General features: G+C 71.1%; 15 protein-coding genes. 11 read left to right on the forward strand and 4 right to left on the reverse strand.

The genetic code is table 11. The annotated features are described in order from the left end of the window. Window positions 1-23: 23 nt before the first annotated feature. From NBY69_RS10710 to ligD, 8 genes are all read left to right on the forward strand, one after another. The gene (locus tag NBY69_RS10710) at window positions 24-1,280 is read left to right on the forward strand and encodes an aspartate aminotransferase family protein (protein WP_250300357.1); all 1,257 of its coding nucleotides are present in this window, start codon (window positions 24-26) and stop codon (window positions 1,278-1,280) included. Window positions 1,281-1,315: 35 nt separating this feature from the next. Beyond that, a complete protein-coding gene (locus NBY69_RS10715) occupies window positions 1,316-2,155 on the forward strand; it encodes a TauD/TfdA family dioxygenase (protein WP_250300359.1) in 840 nt (279 codons plus the stop codon). Further along, complete coding sequence (locus NBY69_RS10720) at window positions 2,137-2,907, forward strand: SDR family oxidoreductase (RefSeq protein ID WP_250300361.1); 771 nt, start codon at window positions 2,137-2,139, stop codon at window positions 2,905-2,907. Before NBY69_RS10715 ends, NBY69_RS10720 begins: the two co-directional genes overlap by 19 nt. A gap of 4 nt (window positions 2,908-2,911) precedes the next feature. Then, window positions 2,912-3,655: a methyltransferase domain-containing protein gene (locus NBY69_RS10725; RefSeq protein ID WP_250300362.1), complete on the forward strand. Its 744-nt coding sequence runs from the start codon at window positions 2,912-2,914 to the stop codon at window positions 3,653-3,655. A 396-nt stretch (window positions 3,656-4,051) separates the two neighbouring features. Beyond that, window positions 4,052-4,270 (forward strand): hypothetical protein, encoded by a 219-nt coding sequence (locus NBY69_RS10730; RefSeq protein WP_250300365.1) that lies wholly within the window; start codon window positions 4,052-4,054, stop codon window positions 4,268-4,270. A 99-nt stretch (window positions 4,271-4,369) separates the two neighbouring features. Beyond that, a complete protein-coding gene (locus tag NBY69_RS10735) occupies window positions 4,370-4,906 on the forward strand; it encodes a hypothetical protein (protein ID WP_250300367.1) in 537 nt (178 codons plus the stop codon). A gap of 260 nt (window positions 4,907-5,166) precedes the next feature. After that, window positions 5,167-5,382 (forward strand): hypothetical protein, encoded by a 216-nt coding sequence (locus NBY69_RS10740; protein WP_250300369.1) that lies wholly within the window; start codon window positions 5,167-5,169, stop codon window positions 5,380-5,382. Window positions 5,383-5,407: 25 nt separating this feature from the next. Continuing rightward, window positions 5,408-6,319, forward strand: a complete 912-nt coding sequence (gene ligD, locus NBY69_RS10745) for a non-homologous end-joining DNA ligase (protein ID WP_250300371.1) — start codon at window positions 5,408-5,410, stop codon at window positions 6,317-6,319. Between the two features lie 566 nt (window positions 6,320-6,885). Here the strand turns inward: ligD and NBY69_RS10750 are convergent. Further along, window positions 6,886-7,332 carry a helix-turn-helix domain-containing protein gene (locus NBY69_RS10750; RefSeq protein ID WP_250300372.1) on the reverse strand — a complete coding sequence of 149 codons (447 nt, stop codon included), beginning with the start codon at window positions 7,330-7,332 and terminating at the stop codon, window positions 6,886-6,888. A gap of 115 nt (window positions 7,333-7,447) precedes the next feature. Between NBY69_RS10750 and NBY69_RS10755 the strand changes: the two genes are divergently transcribed. Beyond that, on the forward strand, window positions 7,448-8,680 hold the full coding sequence (locus tag NBY69_RS10755) for an MFS transporter (RefSeq protein WP_250300374.1): 1,233 nt from the start codon (window positions 7,448-7,450) through the stop codon (window positions 8,678-8,680). A 125-nt stretch (window positions 8,681-8,805) separates the two neighbouring features. After that, on the forward strand, window positions 8,806-9,429 hold the full coding sequence (locus tag NBY69_RS10760; protein ID WP_250300376.1) for a dihydrofolate reductase family protein: 624 nt from the start codon (window positions 8,806-8,808) through the stop codon (window positions 9,427-9,429). Between the two features lie 168 nt (window positions 9,430-9,597). Here the strand turns inward: NBY69_RS10760 and NBY69_RS10765 are convergent, their stop codons facing one another. The 3 genes from NBY69_RS10765 to NBY69_RS10775 form a co-directional block, all read right to left on the reverse strand. Beyond that, window positions 9,598-12,546: a hypothetical protein gene (locus NBY69_RS10765; RefSeq protein WP_250300378.1), complete on the reverse strand. Its 2,949-nt coding sequence runs from the start codon at window positions 12,544-12,546 to the stop codon at window positions 9,598-9,600. Window positions 12,547-12,548: 2 nt separating this feature from the next. Beyond that, window positions 12,549-14,396 (reverse strand): HSP90 family protein, encoded by a 1,848-nt coding sequence (locus tag NBY69_RS10770; RefSeq protein ID WP_250300380.1) that lies wholly within the window; start codon window positions 14,394-14,396, stop codon window positions 12,549-12,551. A gap of 89 nt (window positions 14,397-14,485) precedes the next feature. After that, complete coding sequence (locus NBY69_RS10775) at window positions 14,486-15,472, reverse strand: hypothetical protein (protein WP_250300381.1); 987 nt, start codon at window positions 15,470-15,472, stop codon at window positions 14,486-14,488. A gap of 339 nt (window positions 15,473-15,811) precedes the next feature. Here NBY69_RS10775 and NBY69_RS10780 point away from each other — a divergent pair, with 339 nt between their 5' ends. Beyond that, window positions 15,812-17,362, forward strand: coding sequence for a right-handed parallel beta-helix repeat-containing protein (locus NBY69_RS10780; RefSeq protein WP_250300383.1), 1,551 nt, complete (start codon window positions 15,812-15,814; stop codon window positions 17,360-17,362). Window positions 17,363-17,482 lie beyond the last annotated feature (120 nt).

Below are 17,482 nucleotides of genomic sequence, written 5' to 3' on the forward strand. Positions count from 1 at the left end.
CGCCCCACCTCAGGAGTGAAGCCATGACCCAGCTCTCCCCGGTCCTGAAGCAGGCCACGCCCGTGATCGCCACCCGAGGGGAGGGGATGTACCTCTACGACGCCGACGACCGGCGCTATCTCGACTTCACCGCCGGGGTCGGCGTGACCAGTACCGGTCACTGCCACCCCCGGGTCGTCGAAGCCGTACAACGGCAGGCGGGCCGGCTGATCCACGGGCAGTACACGACCGTGCTGCACGACCAGTTGCTCACACTGACGGAACGCCTGGGCGAGGTGCTGCCCACCGGTCTGGACTCGGTGTTCTACCTGAACTCGGGCAGCGAGGCGGTGGAGGCGGCACTGCGGCTCGCCCGGCAGGCCACCGGCCGGCAGAACGTGATCGTGTTCGACGGCTCGTTCCACGGGCGCACGATGGGTGCGGCGGCGATGAGTACCGCGGGCACCCGCTTCCGCGCCGGAATCGGGCCGCTGATGCCCGGGGTCGCGGTGGCGCCCTTCCCGTACGCCTTCCGGCTCGGAATGAGCGACGAGGAAGCGGCCGAGCACGCGCTGCGCGGCCTCGACCGTGTGCTGGCCACCGTCAGCGCACCCGCCGAGACCGCCGCGATGTTCGTCGAACCGATCCTGGGCGAGGGCGGTTTCGTGCCTGCCCCACCGAGCTTCCTGGCGGGGCTCCGGGAGCGTGCGGACCGGCACGGGATCCTGCTGGTGGTCGATGAGATCCAGTCCGGCTTCGGCCGGACCGGCGCGTTCTGGGCCCACCAGCACGCCCCGGGGCTCGTACCGGATGTGGTGATCACCGCCAAGGGCCTGGCCAGCGGTTTCCCGTTGTCCGCGATCGCCGCGTCCACGGAGCTGATGAGCCGGGCCTGGCCGGGATCGCAGGGCGGTACCTACGGCGGCAATGCCGTGGCCTGCGCCGCCGCGCTCGCCACTCTCGACGTGATCCGCGACGAGGGCCTGGTGGCGAACGCCGCCGAACAGGGACGTCTGCTGGTGGACGGCCTGCGCAAGACCGCCGCCGATGCCCCGGCCGTCGCCGATGTCCGCGGGACGGGCCTGATGGTGGGCAGCGAGTTCTGCCGGCCCGACGGCTCCCCCGACGCCGGGACCGCCCAGCGCGTCCAGCGCGCCGCCGCCGATCTCGGTCTGCTGCTGCTCACCTGCGGGGTCCACAGCAATGTCGTACGGATGCTCCCGGCGCTGGTCGTCACGGGCGAGCAGATCGGCGAGGCGCTCGGGCTGTGGGCCGACGCCGTCGCCACGGCAACCCGGTGAACTCCCGTACGGCTCCCGAAAGGACTGATCACCCCATGACCGGAACCACGATCGGTGGCATCGGCTGGACCAGCGAGTACCTGGAGTCCGCACCCGACGTGTGGTCGTTGTCGATGACCGACGAGGACCGGCGGCTGCTGTGGACCGACTCGCTGGCGCAGCGCTGGGACGAGGGCGAGGCGGCGTACGCGGCCGTACGCTCGTCCGTCCGGCGCAGCCTGGACGCCGTGGGCTTCGCACGCGTCCGCAACCTCATCTCCCCGGACGCGTCCGACGCCGACCTCATCACCAGCCTGTCGTTCATCCTGGACGAGGTGGGCAGGGCCGTACCGCAGAACGCCCAGGGCGACCTGTGGACCATCCTGCGTGACCGCGACGGCGACGGCGCCACCGAGCTCGGCTTCCACTGCGACACCTGCGACCTGCTCGTCCTGCTCTGCCTCCAGCCTGCCGCGGACGGCGGCGGCAACACGAAGCTGGCCAGTGCACGACACGTCCACGACATCATCGAACGTGAGAGGCCGGACCTGCTCGCCCTGCTCGAGGAGGAGTGGACGTTCGACCGGACCGGCCGTGCGGGCCGGCAGATCCTCGTCACCCCCATCCTGTTCACACAGGACGACGGGACCATCGGCTGCTACTACCAGACCCGGACGGTACGGGCGTCCGCGGACCTGGACGCCCGGCAGCTGGAAGCCCTCGACTACCTGGACGAGGTGCTCTACCGCCCGGAGATCGCCTTCGGGCTCCGACTGATCGCGGGAGATCTGCTGATGATCCGCAACAGCCGTGTGCTGCACGGCCGTTCACCCTACGTCGATGTCCCCGGTCCGGAGGCCCGCCGGATCCTGCGCGCGTGGATGAACGAGCGGTGACCGGCCACGGAAGGATCGGTGTCGTCACCGGCGGCGGAAGCGGCCTCGGACGGGCCGCCGCGCTGGCCCTGCTGGACCAGGGGTGGTCGCTCGCGCTGGCCGGCCGGCGCAAGGAAACGCTCGAAGAGACCGTCGCGTTGTCGGGCGCCGGTCCGGAGCGCGTGATCGCCGTGCCCACCGACATCAGCAGCCCGACCGAGGTCGCGGCGCTCTTCGGGACCGTACGCGACCACTTCGGCCGGCTGGACCTGCTGTTCAACAACGCGGGCGCAGCCGTACCGCGCAGGCCGGTGGCGGAGGTGACGTTCGAGGACTGGAGCCGGGTGATGGACACCACCGTCACCGGAACGTTCCTGTGCGCGCAGGAGGCGTTCCGCGTCATGCGCGACCAGACCCCGCAGGGCGGGCGAATCATCAACAACGGTGCGCCGTCCGCCCATTCACCCCGCCCGAACGCCATCGCCTACACCACGGCGAAGCACGCGGTGCTCGGTCTGACCAGGGCCCTGTCGCTGGACGGCCGCCCGTACACCATCTCCTGCGGGCAGATCGACGTGGGCAACGTGACCCCGGTGGACGGCAGCCCGCAGCCGCCCGCCATGCAGGCCGACGGAACGATGGCGGTGGAGGAGACCATTCCCGTGGAGCGCTTCACCGAGGCCCTGCTGCTGATGGCGTCGATGCCACCGGACGCCAACGTGCAGTTCCTCACGGTCCTGCCCACGACGATGCCGTACATCGGGCGGGGGTGACGCGATGCTGATCAGCGCACGTTCCTTCGACGAGTACCGGGCAATGTTCGCGCTCTCGGAGGACGACCTCGGCCTGCGCATCCTCGACTGCCCCGGCGGGGCCGCGAGCTTCGCGGCGGAGGCCGGGGCCCGGGGCACCGATGTCGTCGCGGTCGATCCGCAGTACGGTCCGCAACGTCATCTGCTGGGGAAACTGGCGCAGCAGGAGATCGAGCACAAGCATCGGTACGTGGCGGACCACGCGTCGAGTTTCGTGTGGAACTGGTTCGGTGACGCCGAGCGGTACACGCGGCTGCGGGCCCGGTCCGCGCGCGCCTTCGCCACCGACATCGCGGCCCGTCCGGACCGTTACGTCGAAGCCACCCTGCCTCAACTCCCCTTCCCCGACCGTTCCTTCGACCTCGTACTCAGTTCTCACCTCCTCTTCTCCTACGGGGCGCAGCTGAGCGAGGAGTTCCACCTGAGCGCGCTGCTCGAACTGGTCCGGGTGGCCCGCCGTGAGGTGCGGCTCTTCCCGGTCGTGCTGCACACCAGCGACCTGCGGTACGCCGCGCTGGACCGGCTGCGCGACACCCTCGACGGCCTGGGGGTGCCGTCGCGGCTGGACCGGGTCGGGTACGAGTTCCAGCCGGGCGGCAACGAAACCCTCGTCCTCGACTGCGCCGATCACGGCCCGTTGCCCACGGCCAGGCCCGGCGGCGATGCCCGCGATCCGGTGCGCTGGCGGCACCTGGAGGCGGCGGACTGACCACACACCGCGCCACACTCCCGGGTCAGGGCCTGCCTCGCTCCCCCGACCCGGCGTCCCCCGGCGCCGCCCGCCGCTGACCCACCTCGCGGGTGCCGCACGGCCGGGCGACACCGCGGTCGTGCGGTACCTCGGCCGTGCGGCACCTCGGCCGTGCGGCACCGGAGAACTACACCCAACGGCTGTGCCCGGGTCCGCCGTAGTCCCTGCGGCGGACCCGCCGGGTCGTCAGCGCAGGGGACGACCCCGATCCCGCCCGCCGCCTAACGTGCTGCACGTGATCGGGATCGTCCGGCTGCTGTTCGGCATTCCCCTCACACCGCCCTGGTCTCGCCCGAGGAATTCACCGGGATCAGAGATCTGGTGCTGGTCCGCGGCCCGCTGGAGTCCGGCACCATGAACGGAGTGGAGGGCACCCCGGAACAGATAACGGCCGCCATGCTGGCCGTGCACCGGATCGTCGTCGTCAGCGACGCGAGCGCGCCGTCCGCCCTCACCGATCGCGACCGGGCCAAACAGCGCGTCCTGCGGGCGCACTTCGTCCGCTGCTCCGAAACCGAGGCGCGTGGCCGCCGGGTCACCGTGTACCAGCGCCGCCGCAGTCGGAGCGAGTGAGAGGAGAACGCACAGGACGCGGTCGGGCCGGCCGGAAGGGGCACGCGTTTCCCGGCCGACCGCCGCGCCCTTCCCGATACGGAACTACCTTGGGGTGTCATGACGGACAACGAGAGCACCCGGCCCCTGCTCTTCCTGGATGTCGACGGACCGCTCAACCCCTACGGGGCCGCGCCGCACGAGCGCCCGCAGGGGTACGTCACACACCGCATGCGGCCGACAGGGTGGGAGGATCCGTCCACCAAGCCGCTGCGGGTCTGGCTCGACCACCGCCATGGCGAGCAACTCCTCGCGCTGCCTTACCAGTTGGTTTGGGCCACCACCTGGATGAACGAGGCGAACGAATGGATCGGCCCGCAGCTGGGCCTGCCGGAGCTCCCGTTCGTCGACTGGCCGGGCGCGAGCCTGCAGACCGACACCCGACTGCACTGGAAGACGCAGGCCCTGGTCGCGTACGCCGCCGGTCGTCCCTTCGCCTGGGTCGACGACGAGCTGGGACCGGTGGACCGCGATTGGGTGGCTGCTCATGGCGACAGCCCCGCGCTCCTGCACTGGGTCAGTCCCCGACTCGGGCTGCTCCCGGACGACTTCGCGACGCTCGCACGATGGGCGGCAGGACTGCGCGGGGAGGTGTGACCGAGCCACAGCGCAGAACGTCCCTGGTGGGCGGGGCGTCGTCGTGCGGTCGCTACTTCCGCGGCCAGCCCGCGTCGCCAGAGCGGTGACCGAAGCCTGCCGGACCGGGAGGTGCTGTGGCAGGTGTGCGCCCACCTCGACTTCCGGAGCGGACAGCCTCATCGGGTTCTCCTGCCGGGTGTCTCATCCGGCCGGGTGGTCCCGGACCGGGCAGTCCTCCCCCGGGTGCTGGAATGCCGGAGCAGGAGCACGCTGGAAGCATGCCAGTGCCTGTCATCGTGTATCCGCCTGATCCGTCCGGGGGCCGCCGCGTGCGCGCCGGCACCGAAGTCCTCGGCGTCGCCCGCAGCCGGAAGGATGTCGCCGACGCCCTGCGCAGGGCCGGTTTGGAAGGCATCGACGAGGAGCTCGTCGCGACGACGTCGCTGATCGAATGGCACGGCGGCGGACCGGATGCCTGGCCACCGCCCCAGTGACCGGCAGCCGGGCCGGCCGGCTCCGATGCTGGCGAGCGACGGGCCCGCGCCCGCCGATCTGCGCGGGTGGGCGGCGGAGGTGAAGTGGGACGGTATGCGGGTGCTCGCCGCCGTTGACACGCACGGCGTGGTGACCGCGTACGGCCGCTCCGGGACGAACGCCACCGCCCGGTACCCGGAGCTGGGAGCGGTGACCGCTCTGGTGGCCGAGGCGCCCCTTGTCCTGGACGGCGAAGTCGTGGCCCTCGACTCGACAGGGTTACCGTCCTTCGGCCGTCTCCAGCTGCGAATGGGGCTCGCCGGACCCGCCCGGATCCGGACCGCACAAGCACGAACCCCCGTGACATTCATGATCTTCGACATCCTGATGCATCGCGGTACGCCGGTGACCGGACGGCCGTACCTGGAACGGCGCCGCTTGCTGGAGCGCCTCGACCTCCCCGACGACGGCCAGGTCGCCGTACCGCCCGTATGGGTCGAGGACGTGCAGGCCGGCATCGAGTGGACCCGTGAACGCCGGATGGAAGGCGTGATCGTCAAGCGCCTGGCCTCCCGCTACCAGCCCGGTCGCCGGTCCCCGGACTGGGTGAAGATCAAGTTCCGCCCCTCGGCCGATGTCGTGATCGGCGGCTGGTCCGCCGACCTCCGCGGTGAGCCGCGGTCCCTGCTCGTCGGCATCCCCGAAGCCGACGGCCTTCGCTACGTCGGCGCCGTCGGTTCCGGTTTGTCGGCCGCCGCGCGCGGTCTCCTGCTTCCGCTCCTCAGGACGGCCGCCACTGACGCTTCCCCCTTCATGGCCGGTGCGCCACGGCCCCCACCCGGCATCCACTGGGTGCTGCCCCTCCTGCAGGGGGAGGTCCACTACGCCGAACGCACGCGCGACGGGATTCTGCGTCAGCCTGCCTGGAAGGGCCTGCGTGGGCTCGCCGGGGAGTAGCCGCCCCTCTCCCGGATCACCGTCAACCGACAGCGAGCCGCCGCCGGCGGCTGGGCCGCCACGCCGCCGAAGTCAGCCGGCGGCCGGCGGCCGGCCAGGACAGATCGACACCCGTCATCGCATACATGAACCTGTCCCGGCGCTCCTCACCCACCTGCTGCCAGCTGCGGAGCAGCCCCTCACGCCGGAAACCCACACGCTCAGCCGTTCATGCCGAGGCGGTGTTCCACGGCTCGACATACAACTCAAGACGGGGAATCTGCAGGTCACCGAAGGCCCAGTGGACAACGGCGGCGAGGCCTCGGCCGCATTCCGAGCGGGCGCCCGTCCTCGATCCGCACGATGACAAAGGGGAAGCCGCTGCCAGTAGACGCTCGCTCCCACTGGCGTCGGACGAAGGCTCCGCCCGCCTCCTGCGAGTACACCGCAGGAACGGTCGTGATCAACGGGATGTAGTCATCGCTCGATGCCTCCCGCACGAGAGGCAGATCGTCGAGCTGCCAAGGACGGAGCAGGAACTTGTCGCCCGCGGTCAAGCGCGGAACCTCCAAAGGCTCGCCCCCCCGTCAACCGACCTTGTTCACGGTGGTGTCGTCGGCGTCGAGTCGCCGCCCGTCCGCGGAGTGGACCTCCAACGTACGCAGGGGACGCCCCTGTCGGCGGTCAATCATCTCCGAGTGCAACTCGTCGGGGGCGAAGAGGTTTTGCTCGCCCCACTGGCGCAGCGCGACGATGACGGGGAAAAGGCCCTTGCCCTTGGTCGTCAGTACGTACTCGTGGTAGGCGCTGCCGTCCGACGCAGGCGCCGTGTCAAGGACTCCGACGGCGATCAGGTAGCGCAGACGCGTGGCAAGGATGTTCTTCGCCACGCCGAGGCTGCGCTGGAACTCCCCGAAGCGGCGGCTGCCGTCAAAGGCGTCCCGCACGATCAGCAAGGACCACCAGTCGCCGATCGTGTCGACCGATCGCGCGACGGGGCAGTCGCTGTCGTCGAAGCGCGTTCGCTCCACCATGTCACTCTCCACCTCAAGCTGGTTGCAACATGCTACCAGATCGGACTACGGTCCATCTGGTAGCAAGATGAAACCAGTCACGAGGGAGCTTCACGTGGAAAGAGATCGCGGGGTCATGACGACAGAGGCCGCGGGACCGAGCACAGGGACGTCCAGGTTCAGGCTGTCCAGAGGAGTCACCCTCCTCTTCGCCGTGGCCTGTGGAACAGCTGTGGCCAACGTCTACTTCGCGCAGCCGCTCCTGGTAACGCTGGGCCACGACTTCTCGATCAGTACGGCGACGGTCGGCGCAGTCGTGACCTTGACTCAAATCGGATACGGGCTGGGACTCTTCTTCCTCGTGCCACTGGGAGACCTGCTCGACAGCAGACGTCTCATCGCGGTGCAACTCCTCCTCCTGGCAACGGCGTTGACGGCGGTCGGCACCGCCGGCACCGCGACGCTCCTGCTGGTGGGCCTCGCCACCGTGGGGCTGCTCGCGGTGGTCACCCAGACGCTGGTGGCCTTCGCCGCTTCCCTCGCTGCGCCCGAGGAGCGAGGACGGGTCGTCGGCCTGGTGACCAGCGGCGTGGTCACCGGCATCCTGCTCGCCCGCACCGTGTCCGGCCTCTTGGCCGACCTCGCGGGCTGGCGCTCCGTCTACCTCGCTTCGGCGGTTCTCACCTGCGTGATCGCCCTGGCCCTGTACCGCCTGCTGCCGTCCCGCAACAGTGCCCCGTCGGCACCCGAGGGATACGGGCAACTCCTGCGCTCCACCCTCACGTTGTTCGCACGCGAGCGCCTCCTTCGTGTGCGGGCCCTGCTCGCCCTCCTGATCTTCGCCGCCTTCAGCGCACTGTGGAGCAGTGTCGCGCTGCCGCTCAGCGCGCCCCCGCTCTCCTTGTCCCACACCGAAATCGGAGCATTCGGGCTGGCCGGAGCCGCGGGCGCCCTCGCCGCCACCGCGGCCGGCCGGCTGAATGACCGCGGCTTCGCCCAGCGGACCACCGGCCTCGGCCTGGCCCTGCTCACCGTCTCCTGGCTGCCCCTGGCGTTCACCCGGCACTCGCTCTGGGCACTGGCCGTCGGCGTGATCGTCCTCGATCTCGCCGTGCAGGCGGTCCACGTCACCAACCAGACGTTGATCTACGCACTGCACCCGGAGGCGGGGAGCCGACTGATCGGCGGCTACATGGTCTTCTATTCGATCGGCAGCGCCTCCGGCGCGGTCGCCTCGACAACTCTCTACGCAGTGGCAGGCTGGACAGCCGTGTGCGCCCTCGGCGCTGGGATCAGCCTTCTCGCACTCTTCCTGTGGGCAGTCACACGGCGCGGTACCGCGAACCCAGCCGCCCCAGCCACCGGCTGAATCGTCACCGCCGTACGACGTCGGATGAGGTTGAAACGACCTCATCCGATGAGTTTCCGCACATCGGGCGGTCTCCACTGAACCGGGGCGGCAGGCGTCTCGGAACCGAGAAAGGGCAGTGCACTGTGAAGTTGGTTCTGCAGGAGTTCCTGTCGCTGGACGGAGTAGCGCAGGGTCCGGGGTCTCCGGAGGAGGACACCAGCGACGGGTTCACCCGGGGAGGATGGCTCGTTCCGCACCTCGACGACGCGTTCATGCGGATCGTCACGGGCTGGATCGGCGGCGTGGACGCGTTCCTGTTCGGACGCCGTACCTATGACAACTTCGCGCGCGACTGGCCGGCGATGAACGACCCGGACGACCCGATCGCCGCGAAGCTCAACGGCTTGCCGAAGTACGTGGCCTCACACAGCCTGACCGAGGCCGGCTGGGAGCCGACCACGATCCTCTCCGGGGACGTACCGGCCCGGGTCGCGGAGTTGAAACGGCAGCCCGGAGGTGAGCTGCAGATCCACGGCAGTGCCCGCCTCGGCGCATCCCTGCTGGCCGCGGGTCTGATCGACGAGGTACGCCTGATGGTGGCGCCGGTGCTCGTGGGCAGTGGCCGGCGGCTGTTCCCGGACCACGGCGTGCAGGCCGGGCTGCACCTGTTGAGCACCGAGACGACCCCGAGCGGAGTGGTGGCCCAGGTGTACGAGCCGACCGGACTGCCTCGGTACGGGACCTACGAGGCCGGCGCACCCTCCTGAGCGGGAGGCCGGCCCTACGGCGGCGCCGTCCTGGACCGCTCCGGCACCCCCCGCCCCGGCACCTTCGTCCATCCGGTCGGTCTGGGCTGAACTGCACCGCGCGCCACGGTGTGCCGACGCGGTGCAGTGTGCGCAACGCAACGCAGCGTGGGGCCTGGGGCCGCAGCGTCACTCCTCGTCGCGCAGCCGGGCCGCCAGGGAGGTCAGCGGCCGGGTCTCCTCGGTGTGGCCCAGGGCGGTCAGGCGGGAGACCGCCGCGTCGAGGCGGGTGAGGGCGGGGGCGGGGCGTTCCAGGTAGATGCCCTCCACGGCACCCGCGAGACGGACGCACTCGGCCCACTCGCCTGCGCGGTCCTCCTCGGGCCCCGGCTCACCGAGCAGGGCGAGGGCCTTCTCCAGGGCGGAAAGGGCGTCCTCGTACTCACCGGCGTAGGCATTGACCCGCCCGTGCTCGTAGGCCAGGGCGGTGTCCAGGGAACGACCGGGGGCCTCGTACGCGGCGCCGCGGGCCTCGTCGGCGATCCGGCCTGCGTCGTCGAGGTGGGCGAGGGCGTCGGCCAGGCCGTCGGGGCCCTGCCTCTCGGCCTGGAGGCGGGCGAGTTCGCGCAGGCAGTTGCTGAGCACCTCGAAGCGCGGGACCCGCGCATGGGCGGCGAGTGCCTGGTCCGCGGCCTCGCGGGCCCGGCCGAACTCGCCGGACTCGGCGAGGAGTACGGCCGTCTCCGCGGCGATCATGGCGTGGCTCCCCGGGTCGTCGTCCCAGTCGGCCGACTCGGCCGCGAGGGCGACGAACTCCGCCACGGCGACCTTGAGGTCCTCCCCCGCGCGCAGCGCGCGGGCGCGGGTCAGGCGCAGTTGGGCGACGAGCCGGTCGTCCAACTCTCCGGCGTCGACGTCCGGTTCGGTGAGGAGGGAGTCGAGCAGGGCGATGCAGTCCTCGACGCGGCCCAGGTCGAGGCAGAGCTGAGCCGCGTTGCTGTAGGCGCAGAACGCCTCCGTCCGGCTGCCGCGGCGCAGGTACACCTCCGCCGAGCGCGTCAGGTGCCGCACGGCCTCGTCGGGGCGACCGAGATGCATGCAGGTCTCGGCCAGGTCACCGTGGAGGCGGGTGGAGTCGACCACACCGGCCGGCCAGTCGGCGGCCAGTCGCAGGCCTTCGGCCAGGTCCGTGTGCGCGGCCTGCGCGTCCCGGAGGCCGAGCTGGATCCGGCCACGCAGTCCGAGCGTGCGGGGCAGGTGCCAGGCGGGGCCGTGCGCCTTCAGCCGGTCGAGGACGCCGTCGATCTCGGTGACCGCGGCGGGCAGGTCGCCGGAGATGGCGTGCGCGCTGGTCCGCAGCAGCAGGGCGCCGGAGATCTGCGCGCCGATGTCGTGCCGGGTGGCGAACGCGTGCAGCAGGTCCGCCTCGGCGAAGACCGGCGCGGCGTGCTCCTCGCTCCCCGACGTCTGCAGGCGCATGCCGAGCGCGGTCGCCCGCAGCCGCAGCAGGCGGGCCTCCTGGTGAGGGGCGAGGCCGGGCGTCTCCTCGTGCAGGCGGACCATGGACGCGTGGGCGGCGGTCAGCGCGGCGGCCTTCGCCTCGGCTCCGTCGCCGCCCTCCGCCGGGATCCCGGCGGGGATCTCGGCGGAAGCAAGCAGGGCGTAGGCGCGGGCGAGGGCCGCGTCGCCCGGCGCACCGGCGTCGTCGTACAGGCCCGCGGCCTCCTCGTGGAGTGCGGCGGCGACGGCGAAGTCGTCCTTCTCGTCCGCCCGGCTCGCCTCGTCGGTCAGCAGGTCCGCGCGCAGCTGTACCAGCGGGCCCACGGCCGGGTCGTCGGGGTGGGTGTAGTCGCCGGCGGAGACGAGCGTGCGCAGTTGCGCCCAGCAGGCCTCTGCGCCCGGGTGCCCCTGCTCGTTCAATTCCCGCGCCTGGCGGATGAGTTCGGGCAGCGACTGCGGTACGGCGGCCGTAGGGGCTGCGGGTGCGGCCACCGGGGCGGCCGGGGTCACGTCGTCGAGGCTGCGCGGGCGCAGGGTCAGTTCCAGCGCGTCCAGGAGCGGGGCGCGGTCGAGGCGGGCCCTGCGGCGGTCGGTGTGCGCCGTGGTTGCGTTGCGGGCGTCGAAGCGGGCGGCGAGGTCGTCGGCGCGGTCCCGTACCTCGGCGCGCAGGCGGGCCACCGTCCAGGTGCGGCCCCCGTATCCGGCGGTGGGCAGTTCGCCGTGGCCGAGGTGTTCGACGCGCTGGAGGAGGACTTCCACGCCGGTGACGAAGTCGAACATGTCCAGCGGGGAGTCCACCTCGTCGAACAGGCTCCGGTTCTCGGCGAGCAGTTCCAGGCCGCGTGCCTCGTTGCCGGTCAGCGCGCAGAACTCCAGGTGCCGGCCGACCTCCCCGGACATGGAGGGGTTGCGCCGACAGCCGCGGTACCCGGCGAGGTGCAGTTCGCGGGCCCGGTCGATCCGGCCGGAGCGCAGCAGGGGCAGCAGCGCGTACGAGATGGAGCGGGCCGGTTCCTCCTGGCAGGACTCCTTCCCGGCCAGGACGGGCTCCCAGGCGCCCAGCGCCCGCTCGTCGTTCCCCGCCGCGAGGTGGTGCAGGGCCAGCTCGCAGATCTCGCAGGCCTCGCAGTCGCTGAGCGGTGTCCGGGGCCGGCCCGCCCACAGCTCGTAGGCGAGGGCGGTGTCCTCACCCGCATGGGCGGCGAGCTGGTACGCCTGTCCGTAGTACGGCTGGAGGCCCAGGTCGGCCTTCTCGTACCGGTCGCGCATCTCCGTCAGCCACTGGCGCAGGCTGGCCAGCGGTATCTCGGGCAGCGCGCGCAGAGCGTTGGCCACCCACTTGAACCGCCAGAGCAGCGTGCGGCGCCGACGCTCGTCGAAGACGTCGGGCTGCTCGTCGAACAAGGTGAGGAGGCGGGCGAAGACGACGGGCGACTTCCGGGGTTCGGAGCCGTAGGTGTACGCCTCCTGGAGTTCGAGGAGCGCGTCGACGAGTGGGACGGGATCCCCGAACTGCTCGGCGGCTTCCACGAGTTCCTCGGCGGTGACGGTGCGGGTGCGGCCGTAGGGGCGCCGGTCGTTCTCCTGGAGCGCCTGGTACAGCTCGTCCGTGCTCTGGGGATGGGGTGCGGTCGGCATCGTCAGCTGTCCTTGCGGAGGGCGTGGGCGAGAAGGTCGAGGAAGGAGCGGTTGATGAGGCTCGATTCGGCGGGCCTGAGCGGGCGCCGGGACAGCAGCGCGGCCTGCCCGTAGAGGGCTTCGGCGCTGGTGCGGGCCAGCTCGGGCTCGTCGATGGCGACGGCGGTGCGAACCAGGGGGTTGAGCTGGTTGAGGATCAGCTGGGCCCGCGGTGCCTCCTGGCGCAGAGCGCCCAGGATGTCGCCCCACAGGCCGCCCTCCTGCTCACGGGCGAGCTGGGAGCGGGTGCGCTCGTGCCGGGCCTCGCGGCTGTCGACGAGGAGGGCCGGCGCGGACGCCGGCTGGAAGGTGCGCAGTGCGACGTCGCAGTCGAAGACGGCCAGGGCGTCGCGAGCCAGGGCGAGGTAGGCCACGGCGGCCAGTTCCGTCTCCCGGTCGACGGGGTCGAGGTGGGCGGTGAGGGTCGCCGGGTCGAGGTCGGCGACGCTGACCTCGGGCCTGATCTCGGGCAGCCGGTGGACCAGTTCACGGTCGTACGTGTAGCCGCCGTTGACGACGCCGAGCCCGGCGGCCGAGGCGATCGCCGCGACCTGCCGGAACTCCTCCACGCTCGACGTCACGAGCACGGTGCGGTGGGTGCGCGCGAACTCGTCGAGGGTGGTGTGCCCGTCGGTCGTATCGAACGGCAGCCAGGGCAGCAGCATCCGCAGGATCTCGTCGTCGTGCACCGCGAGCGACTTCACGGCCAGGTGGTGGGCCTGGAGGAAGCGGGCGAGCAGGTCCGGGTCGCTGGCGGCGGCGCGGGCGATCCACGCGCGCAGCCGCTCGGCGAGGGCGTCGCGGACGGCGGCGAGCGTGTCGTCCTCGTACAGGGACTCGCGGGACGCCGTCGGGCGCAGGCTCTCGGCGTCGACGACACAGCGGACGAAGAACGCCCACTCGGGCAGGATCTCCTCGGCCTGCGCGGACAGCAGCATGCCCTTGACGTGCACGCGATGGCCGTGACGGCGCCCGGCCGGCACCGTCTCGGGCAGCACACACGCGATGCCCTTGAGGCCCACGGCCGGCAGGTCCAGCTCGATGGTGTCCAGCGGTGTGAACCCGAAGACCTCCTCGCCGTACGCGGCCAGTGCGCGCGAACGGGCTCCGGGAGTGGGGTACGTACGTGCCCACGGTGCGGGCTCAGGGTTCACGGGCGCACCCGCACCGCCCGTGCCGTCGTCGAAGGCCACCGGGTGGCGCAGCAGGGAACCGAAGTGCCGGGCCAGCGCCTGTACCTGCACCGGCCCGGTCCACTCGCCCGCGTCGGCGCGCGGCGTCAGCGTGACGGTGGTACCGGGCCGGGGGCAGGCGGATGCGGGCAGGGTACGGACGGTGTAGCTGCCGTCGCCACGCCCCCGCCACTCCACGGCGTGTGCGTCGGGGGCGCGGGCGGAGCGGCTCAGTACGTGGATCTCGTCCGCGACCAGGAAGCAGGAGAGCAGGCCGATCCCGAACTGGCCGATGAAGTCGCCACGTTGCTCGGCCAGCCGCTCCGCGCGTTTGCTGCTGCGCCCGATCGTGGCGAGGAAGGTGTGCACGTCGGCCTCGGTGAGACCGACGCCGTCGTCCTCGACGCGTACCACCGAACCGTCGGCGTACAGGCGGATACCGAAGGCGTCGGCGGGTGCGTCCGGCTCGATGCCGTGCCGGGCGGTCAGCGCGTCCGCCGCGTTCTGCAGGAGTTCACGCAGGTAGACGCGGGGGCTGGAGTAGAGGTGGTGGGAGAGGAGGTCGACGAGGCCGCGCAGATCCACCTGGAAGGTGCGGTCGGCGGCGGGCGGGTTCGGGGCGGTGTCGGGCAGAGTCATCAGGAAGTCCGGAAGTGGGAGGGGCGGCAGGTGGCGGTGGGGATCGGCGCGGCGGGCGCCGCTCAAGCGGCGGCGATGGCGGCGGGCGCTCAGGCGCGGCGGCGGCGGGCGAACTGCTCCTCGGGTTCCGCGAAATAGGTCCAGGGCCGCCCTCCGGTGTACGCGCCGTCGAGCGCCTTGAAGACGCGCCGGACCGTGTGGCGTTCACCGGCCAGCGACAGCGCCATGGCGAACATGCTGAAGTCGTGCTGCCATCCGGGGCGCCGTACGTAAGCGGGGTGCAGGATGCTGTGGTCGGCCGCGGCCCGCAACTCCGTCTGGATCCTGGGTGTTTCGAGGACGTCCTCGGTGTCCGACTCGACCCAGTCCTCGATGTGCGCCACGGCGATCACACAGCCGAGCCGGTGCCCCTGCGGTGCGCGGGCGAGCGCATCACGGGCGAAGGCCAGGGCCTGGCCCGGCTCGCCGCCCCAGCGGGGCTGCAACTGCGACAGCCATTCGACGCGGGTCTCCAGATCCAGCGGGTCGCGGCGCAGCGCGGCGTCGAGCCGGGTCTCGTTGACGAGGCGACCCAACGACATGCCACGGCCGGAGGTGAGGAGGCGGCGCCACGGGGCGACCCACTCCGGCCGCAACTCGGCGGCCTCGAACAACTGCTCCTCGGCGATGTGGAGCCGCTCGTGGAAGACTCGCCACTGCTCCCGAGAGACGTTCACGGCCTGCGCGGCGGTCCGCGCCTCCCAGCCCCAGCTGATGTGACGGGCCCCGGATATCAGCAGGGCCGTCGCCCGGTGTTCCTTGTCCTCCTCGGCGGCCCGGCCGATCCAGTCCTGCACACCGTCCAAGTCGGCCAGCTCACTGAGAACTTGGTGGTCGCGGCCGAGGTCGAAGGGGGCCAGCGCCGTCTTGACCGCCTCCCAGTCACCCGCGTCGGCCGCCTCCACCAGGGCGAGCACCCGCGCGTCCCCGAGCGCGCGCACCTTGTACGTGCCGCCCTTCTGCCTGCGTGTGACGGGAAGGGCGTGCGGATCCGCCGCCGGTCTCTCGCCACTCCTACCGAACAGCTTGCCGAACATGCCGCGCCCTCCCCTGGTCCCGCGTGATCGTCGGGGTGCAGCATAAGGGGACCCACTGACATCACTTCCACAGGGTATTCACGGGTGCTCCACGAGTTCGGTCCCGATTTCGTCCCTCTCGCACGTTCCCGATTCGGAAGCCGACTGCATCAAATCTGCTTGTTCATGCTTATTTTGACGCTCTTTCAATCACCTATTGACACCCAGTTATGGGTGCGATGCACTTGCCCTGCCCCGGCCGCCTGCACAGCACCGATCAGCCCCCCACCTGTCGGAGCGGCTGACCGCATCGCGCCTGCCGCCGGAGGCTCTCACGTTCCCCCTCAACGGGAGGTTCTCATGCGCGTCCGTTCCCTTCTCCTCGCCGGCGCCCTCTGTGGTTCGCTGTTCGGCGTCGTTCTCCCGGCAGGGCCCGCCGCTGCCGCCGGCCGTACCTACTACCTCGACTGCTCGGGCGGCAGCGACACAGGCGCGGGCACCTCGCCCAGGACAGCCTGGAAGTCCCTGGACAAGGTCGATGCGACCGTGTTCGCGCCGGGCGACCGCATCCTGCTCAACCGCGGCACCACCTGTGCCGGAACCCTGGCACCGCAGGGCTCCGGGGCCGCTCGCAGACCGATCACCGTGAATACCTACGGCACCGGAGCCGACCCACTGGTGGCCGGTGACGGTGCAGCCGCCGCGGTACGGCTGCACAACCAGCAGTGGTGGGAGATCCGCAATCTGGAGATCACCAACAAAGCGGCGACGCAGGGCAACCGTCGCGGAGTGTCGGTCGAACTCTCGGACTACGGCACCGCCCACCACATCGTGCTGGAGAACCTGAACATCCACGATGTCAACGGCGACGACACCAAGGGCCTGTCCGGTAGTGGCGGCATCTACTTCACCGTCAGCGGAACCACCACGCCGTCCTCCTTCGACACGGTCGCCATCAGGAACAACACCATCCGCACGGTGGACCGCGAGGGCGTCTTCTTCGTCTCGTCCTGGAACCGGTCCGGCTTCGAGGGACCCAGCGCCGGTACCTTCATCCCCTGGCCGAACGTCACCATCAGCGGCAACCACCTCTCCGACATCGGCGGCGACGGCATCGTGCCCGGCAACACCACCGGCGCGCTGATCGACCACAACACCCTGACCGGCTTCCACAAGCGCTCCAGCGGCTACAACGCCGGAATGTGGCCCTACGACTCGGACAACGCGGTCTTCCAGTACAACGACACGAGCGGCGGCACCACCACCCTGGACGGGATGGCCTACGACATCGACCAGGGCACCGTGGGGACCGTCTTCCAGTACAACTACAGCCACGACAACGCCGGCGGATTCTTCCTGCTGTGCAACGCGACGGGCATCCTGCGCACGGCCGTGGTCCGGTACAACATCAGCCAGAACGACTCCTACCGAGGGTTCGAGAACTGCAGCGGGACCATCGAGTCGGCCGACGTCTACAACAACACCATCTACATCGGCCCCGGTGTCAGCCAGTCCGTGATCCAGGAGAACAACACCACCCTGCGCAACGTCACATTCCGCAACAACACAGTCGTCAAGACCGGCAGCGGTTCCGCCTCCGTCAACCTGCACGGCGGCGGCTACTCGCTGGACCACAACGACCTGTCGAACGTGACCGGCGCACCGGCCGGCGCCGGGATCACCACCGACCCGCTGCTGCAGGCACCGGGCACCGCCGCCGACCGCGCCCACGCCACCGGCTACCGGCTCTGCTCCGGATCCCAGGCACTGAAGACCGGAGCCGCGATCACCGGCAACGGCGGGCGCGACTACTACGGCAACACCGTACCGGCCACCGGCGCCCCGAACATCGGCGCCTACGCGGGCAGGGCCGTCTCCTGCGGTACCGGTCCCGTCAGCTCCGGGTCCTGAGGCAGACGGCAAACAGGGGGGGCGGCGCCACCGCCGACCAGCGCCGTCCCCCGGCCGCCGACGCCGACAGCCGCTCCTCGGTACGACTCGGGCCTGAACACATGGCCGGAGCGGTGCACG

Source organism: Streptomyces sp. A 4/2, from assembly GCF_940670765.1.
Taxonomy (GTDB): domain Bacteria; phylum Actinomycetota; class Actinomycetes; order Streptomycetales; family Streptomycetaceae; genus Streptomyces.